This window comes from Bartonella sp. CB10SXKL (genome assembly GCF_042195515.1).
Lineage (GTDB): Bacteria > Pseudomonadota > Alphaproteobacteria > Rhizobiales > Rhizobiaceae > Bartonella.
In genome coordinates, this window is the sequence record NZ_JBHION010000010.1 from 24977 (window position 1) to 39901 (window position 14925).

Genomic DNA, 14925 nt, shown 5'->3' on the forward strand with positions numbered 1-14925 from the left:
ATTTACTTTTGCCATTCTAGCATTGTTTTCCATAAGTTGGTTATTATCTAAGAATTTGGTTAGCAATATACCCGTCATGCATGCGGTTGGACTTAGGTTGTTTGCCACCGCTGCCACCTTATGGCTGATTGCAATATTTCGTGAGAAAGCTGTTTTCAGATCCCTACCATTGCTTTCCATGATACCTTCTTTTTTAATTCTCTCAGTGTTAGGATTTTCGCTGTATTTTGTATGCAGTTTTGGCGCATTAAAATCACTCAAAGCCAGTGATTTAACCATGGTGCTCGCTACTATTCCAGGAATTACTTATATATTAGGTGCATTGACAAATGTCCTTAAATTCTCATGGCTGAAGCTTAGTGGAGTGATAATTGTCAGTGTAGCAGCTGTAGTATTCAATATAAATAGTGGAGAAGGTGGATATTATAACCTGATAGGAGTAGTGCTTGCCTTAACAGCAGCACTTTCTTATTCTGCTTATGGCTTATTGTCTAAACGTTATCTTAAAAATCTACCTTTGCTCACCTCACTGGCTTGGATCACGACAATTTCTGCAGCATCATTTATGCCATTATTTATTTTTGATCCTGCCCCACTCTTCTATCTTAAGTTAGAAGATATATTTAAAATATTGATTTTAGGAACTGTTTGCTCGGCACCAGTTTACGTATTATATCAAAAAGTTTTAGCCGAAGGAGGCGTATTATACGCCAACACTATCGGCGTATTATCCCCTTTTGCAGTGATTGCATGTGAATGGATAATCGGCTCGAGCCCTTCTCTCAATATGATCAAAATAATTGCTATGATTGTAGTTGTTATAGGGATGACACTCTTATTTATAGATGCATCAAAGGTATCTACATGGCAACATAAACGTCGTGCCCAAAATTCCAAATTTAATGAGGAAACAAAATGAAAAAACTTGCGTTAATTTGCCAGCGCAATGCAAAATTACCATTTATATTTGAAGCAGCACAAGCAGCTAATATCGAATTAATAATGATCTATGATACCGCTGAAAGCGCTCCCTCTCAACACCCCGCAGCAGTAACTTCAACTTGGCAACTTCCTGTTTTTGATAACCCAGAGGCAGCTCTAGACATTTTTGCAACAGGAGCAAAAGAACGCAATATTTCTGGGGTTATAACCCTTCGCGAAGAAGCCATCCTATGGACAGCTTTGGCTGCAAAAAAAATCAATACTCCAAGTATTGAACCAGAAATAGCAGCATTAACCCGAAATAAATATCTCATGCGTCAAGCTTTCGCTAAAGCAGGCTTAAGAACACCAGGATTCTTTTATATAGATCATCCAGAAGACCTATCAAAAACACAAGCCTTGGATTATCCACTCGTTATTAAACCCGTCTCTGGATGGGCAAGTACAGGCGTAATGTTAGCTAAAAATTCCGCCGAACTTCCTGATCTCATTAAAGCCGTATGGAATGTTCAGCATAAAGACATGGCACGTTTTAATGATAAAAGTAAACCTGTAGGTTTAGTCGTAGAACAGTATTTGCCAGGAAAAGAGTTTGTCGTAGAATGCTTTGTTGATACAGCAGGTGTACACGTTCTGGCCGTTGGAGACAAGGGACAGCCTGAGGGACCATGGTTTGAAGAAACAATTTATCGTCAACGCTGTGATATAGATGATCCTTTAATTATTGCTTTATGTGAGGCTGCATGCTCTGGAGTTAAAGCTCTTGGTATAAATATAGGTGCTGCCCATGTAGAGCTACGCCTAGATGCTCATAATTTACCTTATATCATTGAGATTGGCGCTCGTATAGGTGGATCGGGTGTCTCCCATTTTATTGTTGAGCAAGGTACAGGGATTTCATTTGCAAAACTATGTATGAATGCCGCTTTAGCTGAACAAACCCCAGACCTTCCCGATATACTCCCAGCTGAAAAAGTGGCGGCAAATTATATTATTCCTCTTCGTGGTCATGGACGGTTTTCTGGATTTTTAGGTCTAGATAAGGTTGCACAGCATCCTCAAACCGCCAGAACTATCATTTTCTTTGAAACCAATCATCTTTCACCACCTCCACCAGCATTTGGTGGATATCCTGGTTTTATTTTCTCTGTTCATAACTCAAACGAAGAAGCACGCAATTACCACAAATGGCTCGATGACACCTTAAGCATCATATGGAAACACCATGTTTATCAATAGTCCGATAAAGATATTTTTACTGCCCCTGAACTTTAATATAAATCTTATCGATACAAACGAACTCACAATGCGAATGCGATTGCCTAAAACTTTGCAAACATCTTCCATTAAAGGTACATATTTCAAAAAACAGGAATTGAGGAAGATATAATCTACTTTTACACCCCATTTTAATAAAAGCTCTTCAATGTTTCTATATTTGAAACAATAATAAAAACTTCTAAACGACTTTTTTGATACGATCAACCTCTTCTCCCCACGTCTTAAAAGAAGAAAAAAAGATCTTACCTCCCCCACTTTGATTTAAAACTTATATTTCATATCTATTTAACAAAGAAGACATGATCTTGTTCATATATTCAATACAGCCATTAGAACAATTTTTTTAAAGGATTTATCTTTATTAAGAACTGAAAATATTGAATTTGATGTTAAAAGTGTTCAAGCTTTACCACTTTTCTCATTATCCACCTACAATAATGCGATCGATACGAACAGCTTCAAAAACGCTTTTTGCAAAATTTTAAAGCATAAAAATACGCATCATCCACGAAACGATCGAGCTGTATATTGTACATATCTCCTCCTTTGCTTAACAGCAAAAGCTTTTAATCAACAGTTAATATCTCCCTGCCTTTCATGATTGATATCAGCGACCTCAAACGCCAGTACTTTACAGCATGATCGGATAATAAGGCTACTATTTTAAAAAGCTGATGACAAACACATCCCCAATATTTATAGCCAAAATAACACAAATAGATTCACAGTCTCATTATCATTTTTTTTGAAGCATTTAAGCTCCCCTATCAACCAGATAAAAAAATAAATCAACGTGATCCTTCCATACTTATTAAAACACATGATAGCATTATTAAAAGAAGCAATTAAAATTCTGCACCATCAATGGTTTAAATCCCGACAATAAAATAAAACTTTAAAAATTACATTTATTATTTTTAAAAAGATTTATTAAAAATGATAGCGCAAACCACCAGAAAAATGAACTCCAGAAAAACCAGCCTTGGTTAACCTATGCTGATAGCTAAGATCACTGTGAAGTGTAACTTTAGAAGAGAACTGCGCATTGATACCCAAACCTGTTTCTAAAGAAGACCCGAAAGAACCCAACTGGAAAACATCTTTAAAATGAACAAATTGTTCTTTATCAAAACAATGAGCAAGATGAATAGTGCCATAAAAAGAAATGATACGATCCTTTTCGGAGGCTGTAAATGTTTTACTTAAACGCCCACCAACACGCATAAACCATTGATCTATTTTTTTCATCTCAACATCAAATCCGTCAATATCACGAAACTTATCAAATTGAAGATGTTGATAAATAAGCTGAAATTGCGGATCAAAAATAAGACCTTCACGTCCTATCATAGACACTTTACCAGCAGAAAAAGAAACGTTGAGAGGTTTTGCTTTTAATGTCGCCGTCTTACCCCAAACACGGCTATGCACATCCCCTTTAAACAAGCCATAAGATAAAAGACCGTCTACGTAAAAATCAGTGTAATGTTTCACACTAGCATATGCCGTAAATGACCATTTATTAAATGTACTCTTTTGACTTTGTTCCACATTATGAGGTTGTAAGGAAAGTTTTCCATAGGTTCCCATAATCCCAAAAGATGTCGTATTATGTGCACTCTCTACCGTTTTAAGCAAAAGATCTGTTTCTATAGCGTTATAATCAACATGTCCATCGTACCCATATTTAAGTGTAGAAAGATCTGAGACATAACGATAACGTCCACCATAACTCTGAACAGATAAAGCAAAATTCCCTTCAACTTTTAATAATTTACGAGGAATAGACCGCCTAACGTGCAACTGCTTTTGTTGATGACTAATATCCATGAGCCCAACATGAAACAAAGCATTTGGTACCAGAAGGTAAGTGGGAACCTGTGGAACAACCTCCCTGATCTTTAACTCAGAAGGGGGAATAGCAGACACCTCTAAAGCAGGCTGAATATATTTACTTTCAAGGCGGAAATCCCAAAAATCTCCATCTCCTTCAACCAATCTTTGAGAAGTTTGTGCATTTCCAAGAGCAGAAGCTGGACCATAAGCATGAAGATAATATTGGTAAGGCAAACCCTCTAATGCGATATAAGCACGATTTAACTGAAAAGAATCCTCTGCCGCTTTTCCAGAAACCTGAATAAGTGAAATACTATGAGCATTTTCACCGGTTGCTATCTCACCCTGATTTCCTGAAACAAATTGCACATAAACTGTCGTTTTTCCAGAAACATCACCATGTATCAAAAGCCGATCAGTTTTTTTATTATCGAGCAAACCATCACTACTGAGATGTGTATTGAGATAAATATCTGCCCTATCTTGCGCACTATAAACTTCTTTTTCTCCCTTCCCAATATAAAGTGTCTGATACTCCTGAAACATTGGAATCTCAAAAGCAATAAAACTATCAGAAACTTTCACAAATGAAATAGACGAACTTGTACGGTTTGCAACTTGCAAATCTATCCCTTTTCTTTTTGTCAAAAACCATTTTGATCCCCCTGTTAAATAAAGTTCAGCAATAGAATCATCGGCAACACGAGTCCCTCCTATCAATGAAGAGGAATCAGCCAAAATCGCTACAGTCCCCCCCTTTTCAGCTGTTAATAATAAATCACCAAAAATTTTTGTACCTTCTGTTACTCCAATATAACTACGACTTTTATTACTATGAATAGCTGTTCCGTCTGGAACCTCAAAAATTGTCCTTTTCAAAAAGACAAGTCCCTGTTCATACGCATCATTTTCCCCATCCCTCTCAAAATACATACCATGTTTGTTACCGATTGCTTTAATTGTTGAATCTTCAATATTAACCCGTGAAATTAAAATATTTCCTTCCCTGCCATTATTGGATGGTGTGTTAGAATCTTGTCCAACTGTTAAAACATGAACATCCGTAGAAATAATATTCGTATTTTTTACATAAACAGAACCATGATGTTTTACATTGAAAACTGTATGTGTAATTTTTTCATTTGTATTTTCTTTGTCTTCTGTTTTTTGATATTTTGAAGCAATGGTAACACCATCTAAAGTCGCACTACCCCCTCTCCCCACATAAAGCGCAGCAGCATCATTCACATCAATAAATCCACTTTTCATCTGAATACTCGCATCAGCCCTAACGAAAAGAGCACTCTCTTGACCGATACCCAAACCTTCCACTTTAATTTCTGTATCCGTTAACGTAACAGATGCTCCTAGATTCTCTGCATAAGCAGCAATCTGAGAAGCCTCAATTGTTCCACGATTAACCTCAATCATTCCACTATCAGCTTTAAGACCTATTGATACATTTTTAAAAGCTGAATCGCTCAAAACAATTCTTCCTCCTCGTGATACAAAAACACCATAAATATCTTCTATACCTGCAGTAGCTTCAACCTCTACACGCATTGCCTGAATAACTGTATTTGGCTCCTGCACTACTATAGCAGCAGGTAAAATGAGAGACCGCCCCTCCCCATTCTTTTCTTTAACAGGTGCCGTGAATTTATATACTTTATCACTAATTGTATGCTTTGAACCATCACTGCATTCATAAGGTAATTTGTTTTTGTCACATGACAGTGATGTATATGAATGAGAATGTGCCTCATTTATATTTAACAAAAAAGAAAAAATAGCTGCTGTAAAAACGCACGAATACAAGTGATTGTTAGATACCTTGACTATCATTGTTTTTCAAAACTTTCTTTTTTCAACAAAAACAAAAAATGCTGGCAAAAAAAATAAACCACAAATTAAACACAACAAGAATGAAACAAACAAAATTATTTTATTTTTTATGATAAATTACAGCACTAAATAATATGTTTTGTGTCTTATGTAAAGAAAGAACAAAAAGTTTAAAAATACCATTTAGGATGACAATCCCTTTAAAGAATGCATCTCAAAAACCGCTGAAAACTGCAATTACAAAGTGCCGAAAAACCAATCTTTAAAAAAACGTGAAAAAATGCGAACTTTGAAGAGATACAATATTCAATTTATCTCACCACCGAAAAATTAAAATACAACAAAATGAGAATAACTTTTAAGATTAAACGATTAAAACGTTTTAATAAAACACAGCACAAATAAGATACAGTATACGAAATCTATAACCGCATTATCTCTTCAACCACAACAAAAAAACAAGAAATTGCACACTAATGTATAAGCTAATCTACATAATTTCTATATTAGAAATGCTAGACATCTGACAAAAAAATTTGAATTAATAAATGTAATATTTTAGATCTTTTGATAAAATCTAAATACAGTAAAACACTCACCATTTTGAAATTTAAAAACACAAAAATAAAATTTCATCAAAATCAGCTCTATGAAAGCTATCTGTTTATTATCGTTAAAGCAAATATTTTAGCAAAGCTATTATTTTCCATTCTTTATATTGAATAAATTTCTCTAAACAACAACTCACTATCCTCCGTTATCATCATCTGACAACGACATTATTGCTAATCTCGTAGCTGATGAATATAACTACATTGGAAACAAAAGACCGATATTTCTCTCTTCTCCCGTTTAATATTTTTATTCAATTATTGCTTTAAAAATCAACGTTCTACTGTTGGCGATCACTTGTGCAAAGCTTTTTTTATTTTCTGGCGCTTTTTATCATTTTCAAAACGTAACATCAAATCTCGCTCTTGTTTTGTCGAGTTGGTTACACCAAAAGTATCATTGTCCATAACCTGCTGATACCCTGCTACCATTAAATTGACTAAAAATGAATCACTTCGCGGCGCTGATGAAAAATAGATTCCCTTTGAATCTTGTAATTTGTACCGATAACCTGCTTTAGTCATGCACTCATAAACTGCTGCAAAATCACTTGCACGCGAATCCATATTTTCAGAAGAAGCGTAGATTGGTTTCCAACCACATTTTGACAGTGCTTGTTGGACCATAGACTTATTGACACCGGGCTTTTCCCATAATTCTAATGTCGATGGGGGAGGTTTGCTAATACACCCAGCAGTGCTTAATAAAATTATAGCACTCAATAATTTCAATGTTTTTTTCATTCCCCCTCCTTCAATATTTACGATAGAAAGACTGATAAGTCTTCTAATATTTGCTCACACGCAAGATGACTCTTGTTAGCATATAGATATTGAAGAAACAATCCCACCCACCCCATGCAAAAACAAGAATGTAAGGATTTTTGATTACAGCAGCCTCAACACTTAAGGTTGACATTCAGGTTGTTCTTTATGCTCTTGACAATGAGGACTATTCAAACGCCTCTCTACACTTCGCTGAGGAATAACTGCATCAGGTTGACAAATTGGAAGATTTTCATATTTCTCACACCACTTCATTCTTCCCAATTTATCTTGAAAACCTGCTTGGATCATACATGCATTCACAGACTCCTCTGCATTGAATTTCTCATCCATACTTTTTTCTGTATCAAGACGACCATCAAAATGCTGCATGCCACATTCTAATAGAGCTTTTTTGATCTCAAGCTGATCTGCACCGGGCTTTTCCCATGCATCTACAGCTGTTCGAGAAGGCTGCTCTTCGTAACATCCAGCCATAACAAATAAGGTTATCCCGCTTAACAATTTTAAAATATGCTTCATTTTCCTATCCTTGAGTAATTTTGATATTACGAAACAATCTATAAATTATTTTACATGCTGTTTTTTATTTCCAAAACAATGATGAACATTATCAGCCTATATTATTTTTATCTTTCCGAAGATTATGCCATAATTATTATAGCAAAAATACGGTAAAATTATTACTAAAACCATATTCTATCAACGATATGCTTATAATTATTATCAATATTTTGATTACAACCAAAATAGATATTTTATATCATTGCACCAACAGTTGTGGTCCCCATAAATAATTAGCATTGACATGCTGAATTAAGCTATCCCCGCACGGGCATGAGAAGCATGAAGGTAGGGATTGTTGATCATCACAAACAGCAAAACTTAAGGTTTGCATTCAGGTGCATTTTTATACTGTTTACAATAAGGGCTGTTCAAGCGCTTCTTGACACTGCGCCTCGGGATGACAGCACCTGGACGACAAATGGGAAGGTTTTCGGCTCTAAAAGTATAACATGGCCCACCCGCTCTTGCTACTTCTTCATCTTTATAGCGAAAACCTGATTGAAGCATGCAAGCATAAATTGTTGCTTTTGCATTGATGCTCTGCTTTCTATTTTCTGGATCGACATCATAAGGTGTTGGCATGCCACATTCTAACAGGGCTTTTCCTATCTCAGTAAAATCTGCTCCTGGCTTTTCCCACGCACTCAAATACCCTCCAGGAGTTTTATTAAACTGACATCCGGCTATACTCAATAGAGTTATCGCACTTAATAATTTTAGAGTTTGTTTCATTTTTTACTCCATGATTTAATTCAAGGCTTTTGTTCTAAATGAAATGTGCCATAAAAACTTTTGGCATTTATAACCCACATCTCCAAGACAAGTATAGGAGCTTATGGGATTCATGATCACTCTCCACCATTCTGTCCACCAGTTACTACCAGCAGGTATTGTCGCGTAGGTATAGCCATTACCGCCAATCCATCGGCTTACAAAGTCATATCTATGCCCATCAAAAAACCTGTTTCATGCGTCTGTGAATGGCTGCTATGATGGTCTGTCATGCCAACAATCGTCATACTTTCTCCCATTACATTGATATCTTGACCGGAAATCAGATGAGAAGCAGAAATCTTGGCTTCTCCTTGTGCGTCTAACACGATGTTGCCCGTCGCCCCAAGGATAGAGGAGACCGTTGTGGTATGCGATTAAGAACTATCGGACGATTTCTCATGCAAAAAGCCACTTGATGACGACTGTTTTTGCTGATCATAGTGTTCTTGAGCACCTTTTATGGTAGTATTGAATAATTTTGCACCGCAATACAGTTGCGGAGTGTATTTTGTCCGCCTCCACTTGTGATAAAAATTACTCTCGTATCAATATTATAAAAAATAAGTTTGATCCTTGCTATTGTGAGCGCAATAACAACAAGAGTTGTAACACTGTCACACGTTCATTGTTCTCTTTAATTTACTCTTCTATGAGATTTTATTGTGATACCTTGCTGCTCTTTATTAAAGTTTTTGCAAATACAATCATACAATGCCTCTAATGACTTTGTTATCCACTATTTTCTACTAACGCCAATCCTCTTTGAGAAAAAAATACATAAAGAACTTTATCTTCGATTCTAAAAGCAATAGTAGTTTTCTAAACAATAAAATTTAAACAACCAATTTTTTAAAGAGCTTAAAGAACAATTTTTACAATAACTTCTCTTGTGGAACAGAACTTCATTAATACGTTTAGAAAAAGATATCTGCCTATAATCTTGTATCTGGTAAAATCTATTTGCACTATTAGGCATTTTTACCTGAAAGACTTATATTGATTGCAGGGCTCACCATCAAAAAATGCCTAATATTTATATGATTTGGTCGTTACCGTAAGCAATGGCTCACAAAACTTCCAAAGCAAAATAATAACGAGCAGATTTTTTCAATCTAGATTGTTCTAACCTTTAGAGAATAACAATCAAACACCTGTTTTCCTGATGACATCAGCTATTTGTTTTGAGCTTTATCTCTATTCACATTTTATTGCTGTTTCTTTTGCTTAAAATTATAAAGTTTAAGTGCATAGAAACAAATAATAAGCCAAGCAATCCAACTAAAACCTATAATTAAAACCGGTCGTGTCTCATCAAAATACCATAACAGAATAAAAATAAAAACCATAAATAAAATAGAAAAAATCGATCCTATTGGCCAAAATGGAATGGGAAATTTTAAACCATTCTGTGCTTCTTTAGGCATCTTAATTCGCATAAAAAATTGTGAAAGTAGAATCATCATCCAAACAAAAACTGTCGCAAATGTTGCCATTGCGGCAATAAGAAAAAAAAGCTTTTCATGGTAAAAATAATTAAGGACAGCACCAAGAAGAAAGATACCGAAGATCATCAAAATAACAAAAACTGGTATACCATTTTTTGATAAATATTGAAACTTTTTTAAAGCATAACCTTCCTGCGATAAACCATGGATCATACGACAAGCACCATACATTCCACTATTCATTGCTGAAATAGCCGCTGTAACAACAACAATATTTAAAATATTTGCTGCATACGAAATCCCAAGATTTTCAAAAATAGATACAAAAGGGCTATCCATAAGACCAATCTCATTCCAAGGATAAAGAGACATTAAAATAGCTAACGTCATGACGTAAAAAAGCAAAATACGAACTGGAGTAGAATTAATTGCCTTTGAAATCGTTTGATGAGGGTTTTGAACTTCCATGACTGCCATGCCAATAATTTCTATGCCACCAAAAGCAAAAACAACAACACTAAAGCAAGCTAAAAAACCAAACCAACCATTGGGAAAAAGTCCACCATTTTTCCATAAATTATGAACAGTAACGGTAGAAAAATTTGCACCTTCACCCCACCCCCAAAAAATAATTGCTATTCCTAAAATAATCATCGCAATGATAGCGATAACTTTAATAGAAGATAGCCAAAACTCTAGTTCACCATAGACTTCTACAGCAGCTAAATTAATACCTGTGATGATTAATGTAATACTCAGTGCCCATACCCAAGGAGCAACATCAGGATACCAAAACCCCATATAAGTCGCAAAAGCTGTAATATCAGCCAAACCAACAAGAATCATCTCAAATACGTATGTCCATCCCGTTAAAAAACCTGCTAATGGTGATATGTAATTTGCCGCATAACGAGCAAAAGAACCAGGTAAGGGATTATGAAGTATCATCTCTCCTAGAGCCCGCATAACCATAAAAATAGCTAAACCAGCAATACAATAGGCAATCAAAACACTGGGACCCGCAAGCTTAATTGCCTGTGCAGACCCATAAAAAAGACCTGTTCCAATAGCAGAGCCAAGAGCTAAAAAAATAACTTGGCGCTTACTCATCCCTCTTTTCAGTTTATTTATTGCCATTTCTTTCCTTACTTTTTGAAATGCTGACAATCCACACAACGATAACAGCTTTATGATAAATAAAGCCTCATGTTTCTTTCACAAATATATTTCAAAAAACATCGAAGACCAGCCCGTCAAACACTTTGTTCTAAACAATAAAAAATACTTTTATTGCGAATTACTCAGCTTTTATAGCCTGCAATTTCGTATTATTTTATTTAAATAAAGTGATAATGAATTTTTTTATAATTGTCATTTAATTCATTTCGTATTCTCTAGTTTTTTACAGAGAAAATTAATCTTAATGTAATCTAAACTTTTAGGCTTCTATTTCCGTGCGCGGAAATAGAAGCCTAAAACTTCATAACAAACGCATTAACTATGCGTACAATTAATTTTTTGTTACTTTAAGAAAACTCTCTTTGAGCCCACAAAGCAAACTTTTTACGCCAATTGAATAGCTCAATCAATGATAATACGAATCTCGCAAGCCTTCAAAAGTATGAGAAATTGTATTTACAACCCATCTTTTAAGGACTCCAACTGTCTTAAAGATAAACTTTCCAATGGAAAAAAAATATGCGCTAAAAATAGAATCTTTGACTGTTGGCCTAATGATAGCATTCTCCTTATCTTCGGGATTTTGCCCTGAGATAGCAATAAAATCTTTGTTTTTCGCTAAAATCAGAGGCTCCTTCTCTTGGGCCACTATTGTAATGAAAACTTCCTCTGGAAAGCCACCTCTCCTACAATTTGCATGAATCTCAAGAATTTGAGAGAAAAAAATAACTGTTATTGATACACATAATCTAGCACTTTTAAACATTTCTTTCTCCTTTTTTATTTAAAATATCAAAAATGAAATATAAAATTCATAAAGTATTAACAAATAAGAAGAATCTACAATAAATTTTTTATTTTTACTTAATATAATACATATATTATAATTTGTACTTATAAAAATATAATATTACAACATATAATTTGTGAATATTATTTAACTTAGATTAAAATTTCTGATAGAAATCAGAAAGTATAGGTACTTTAAATTTATAGTTTCTATAAAATTATGATGCTAAATCAGATCCCTATAAAATAATAAAATATCTAGTTGACTATAAATAACATATATATACATAATTCATTAAATAATTCAAATATAGTATTGATCTTCTATATTTTCATATGAGGAAGTTTCAAAATTCAATATCCGCCCTTCATCATTGTCCTTAAAACAAATATTATTGAAAACTTAATGAAGGAAAAATTGTTTCTGGTAAAACAGATAATAAGTGCCCTTCACGCACAAGTATATGTGCTTGATGAAGATCTGGAGCCAGATAGCGATCTTCCTTAAGAGAAGCAACATTTTTGCGTAAACATTCCATAACAGATTGCAAAAAAGTACTTGTTTTTAAAGGTGCACGATATTCAATTCCTTGTGCTGCAACAAGCGTTTCAATGCCAATAAGTGTAAAAAGATTTTCGCTCATTACCAATAACCGACGAGCTCCATGACAAGCCATTGAAACATGATCTTCTTGATTGGCTGAAGTTGGGGTTGAATCAACGGAAGCAGGATGGGCCATTTGCTTATTTTCAGACATTAAAGCTGCCGCTGTTACTTCAGCAATCATAAAACCTGAATTAAGACCCGCATTGTGCGCTAAAAAAGCTGGAAGTCCATAAGAAACTGCTGGATCAACCATAAGAGCAATACGCCGTTGAGAAATAGATCCTATTTCACATAAAGCAAGAGCAATCTGATCAGCAGCAAACGCTACAGGTTCAGCATGAAAATTCCCACCTGATACAACTTCACCATTCCTTAAAATCAATGGATTATCTGTAACAGCATTTGCTTCAATAATCAGTGTTTTTGCTGCTGCCAGCAAAATATCAAAACATGCCCCCATGACCTGTGGCTGGCAACGTATACAATAAGGATCTTGTACACGCTCATCACCCCGTAAATGTGCTGCACGAATTTCTGAATCCTCTACAAGCTTTTCTAATGTTTTCGATACGGCAATCTGCCCATAATGTCCTCGTAAAATATGAATATCAGGATGAAATGGCGCCGTTGATCCCATGATGGCATCTGTCGTCAAGGCCCCTGCCAACAATCCACCACACAATGCCCGATAACCTCGAAAAAGACCGGCAAGTGCGAGGGCTGTTGATGTTTGAGTCCCATTAATAAGAGCTAGACCTTCCTTTGCCTCTAAAATAATAGGGGACAATCCCGCTTTCTCTAATGCAACAGCTCCACTCATACGAATATTTTGAAAAAATGCTTCCCCTTCTCCCATCATAACAGCCGCCATGTGAGCAAGTGGAGCTAGATCACCTGAAGCACCAACAGACCCTTTTTCAGGGATGACAGGAATGACGCCCTTTGCAAGCATATTTTCCAGCAAATTTACCAATTCTAGACGAACTCCTGAAGCTCCTCTTCCTAAAGAGATAAGCTTTAAGCTCATTATCAAACGCACAATATTTTCAGCTAAAGGTTCTCCTACCCCACAACAATGGGACAAAATAAGATTTCTCTGTAAAACAGTAACATCGTCCGCATCAATTTTAATGGAAGCCAACTTCCCAAAACCAGTATTAATACCGTACACAGGCTCACTTCCAGCAGCAATTTCAGCAATGCGCAGTGCCCCTTTCTCGATAGCTAAATGCGTGTCATTATGAAGTTTACTCACTTCACCATTAAAATAAATAGCCGCAAGTTCACTAAGCGTCACCTCGCTCGGTTTCAGTATAATAGTCATAATTTACTTTCTTTTTTATCAAAGTACAATGTTTAGCATTATTGATGCTTCTATAAAACAAAAAAACTATAACGACTCTTTAAAGCGAGAATACTTTTTTAAAGGTATTCCTTATAATGGAGTTATTATTCAAAAGTAGAATAGTTGACGATAAATGAAAATGAAATATTGACAAACACAACTAAGGTCATGGATTTCAAAAATAGATAACGCATTAATTTATAATTATAATCTAGCATGATTCATATTAAATGAGAGAGCGGAATATCTTAAGACTCTCTCATTCCAAATCTGTGTATGTTGAATCAATCAACACCATTCGCTTGCACGTCATAAGCGAAATTGGCGTATAGATAAAACTGTAAAAAAAAGGACTACTCCTCTTATGAGCCGTGTCAAGAGCTGTCGCAACATTGGGAGATGACAAAGTGTGTGATAGTGCAGGCTTATTTTTTTATGACGCGTAAAGATGAAGAACTCAATGGATTTATCATTAAGCTATTCCTACTAAACTTATAAAAATCTTAGACAGACAGCTGTCACAATCTATCATGATTGCAAAAATTAAACTCTATAGAAAATTAAAAAACTTATTCAACACATCACAACAGAGAAGAAATTGAGCTTTTTTGCTACTTCTAAAATTGTATTTAAAGCGCCAGATTTAAACCTAAAAAGCACATCTTCAATAAAACCACACAAGACTCGCCCTAACCCGTTATTTAAAATAAAAATAAAAGAAGTTTTCTTATATCAAAAAATTTAATTAACATATTGTTTTTATATTATATCTTTAAAAAAGAGAAATGCTCCATATAACATATTTATATTTTACTTTTTTGTTATATTGAATCTGAATTTAGAGATAATTTCAAAATGAGTTGTTTTTTAAAGGTGCTTCCAAGCCATTACCTTTTTTACTACAAATTTCTGATTATG

Annotated in this window: 9 protein-coding genes and 1 pseudogene; 2 read left to right on the forward strand and 8 right to left on the reverse strand. The window is 34.9% G+C overall.

The window, feature by feature from the left end:
• Nucleotides 1-55 precede the first annotated feature (55 nt).
• Both ACFIK3_RS06400 and ACFIK3_RS06405 read left to right on the forward strand, forming a co-directional pair.
• On the forward strand, nucleotides 56-919 hold the full coding sequence (locus tag ACFIK3_RS06400; protein WP_375676439.1) for a DMT family transporter: 864 nt from the start codon (nucleotides 56-58) through the stop codon (nucleotides 917-919).
• Nucleotides 916-2181, forward strand: coding sequence for an acetyl-CoA carboxylase biotin carboxylase subunit family protein (locus tag ACFIK3_RS06405; protein WP_375676430.1), 1266 nt, complete (start codon nucleotides 916-918; stop codon nucleotides 2179-2181). The genes ACFIK3_RS06400 and ACFIK3_RS06405 overlap by 4 nt, the downstream gene beginning before the upstream one ends.
• 972 nt (nucleotides 2182-3153) lie before the next feature.
• On the opposite strand, the gene ACFIK3_RS06410 is transcribed toward ACFIK3_RS06405, so the two are convergent.
• The 8 genes and pseudogenes from ACFIK3_RS06410 to hutH all read right to left on the reverse strand — a co-directional run bounded on the left by ACFIK3_RS06410 (nucleotide 3154) and on the right by hutH (nucleotide 13986).
• A complete protein-coding gene (locus ACFIK3_RS06410) occupies nucleotides 3154-5904 on the reverse strand; it encodes an autotransporter outer membrane beta-barrel domain-containing protein (RefSeq protein ID WP_375676431.1) in 2751 nt (916 codons plus the stop codon).
• A 905-nt stretch (nucleotides 5905-6809) separates the two neighbouring features.
• Complete coding sequence (locus ACFIK3_RS06415; protein ID WP_273791501.1) at nucleotides 6810-7259, reverse strand: hypothetical protein; 450 nt, start codon at nucleotides 7257-7259, stop codon at nucleotides 6810-6812.
• 162 nt (nucleotides 7260-7421) lie between these two features.
• Nucleotides 7422-7823 carry a hypothetical protein gene (locus ACFIK3_RS06420; protein ID WP_273791502.1) on the reverse strand — a complete coding sequence of 134 codons (402 nt, stop codon included), beginning with the start codon at nucleotides 7821-7823 and terminating at the stop codon, nucleotides 7422-7424.
• Between the two features lie 363 nt (nucleotides 7824-8186).
• Nucleotides 8187-8600, reverse strand: coding sequence for a hypothetical protein (locus tag ACFIK3_RS06425; protein WP_375676432.1), 414 nt, complete (start codon nucleotides 8598-8600; stop codon nucleotides 8187-8189).
• A 215-nt stretch (nucleotides 8601-8815) separates the two neighbouring features.
• Nucleotides 8816-9106: pseudogene (locus ACFIK3_RS06430) on the reverse strand (hypothetical protein); the annotation flags it as partial.
• A 741-nt stretch (nucleotides 9107-9847) separates the two neighbouring features.
• Nucleotides 9848-11224, reverse strand: coding sequence for an amino acid permease (locus ACFIK3_RS06435; protein WP_273791505.1), 1377 nt, complete (start codon nucleotides 11222-11224; stop codon nucleotides 9848-9850).
• 448 nt (nucleotides 11225-11672) lie between these two features.
• A complete protein-coding gene (locus ACFIK3_RS06440) occupies nucleotides 11673-12032 on the reverse strand; it encodes a hypothetical protein (protein WP_375637448.1) in 360 nt (119 codons plus the stop codon).
• Nucleotides 12033-12447: 415 nt separating this feature from the next.
• The gene (hutH, locus tag ACFIK3_RS06445) at nucleotides 12448-13986 is read right to left on the reverse strand and encodes a histidine ammonia-lyase (RefSeq protein WP_273791578.1); all 1539 of its coding nucleotides are present in this window, start codon (nucleotides 13984-13986) and stop codon (nucleotides 12448-12450) included.
• Between the last annotated feature and the right edge of the window lie 939 nt (nucleotides 13987-14925).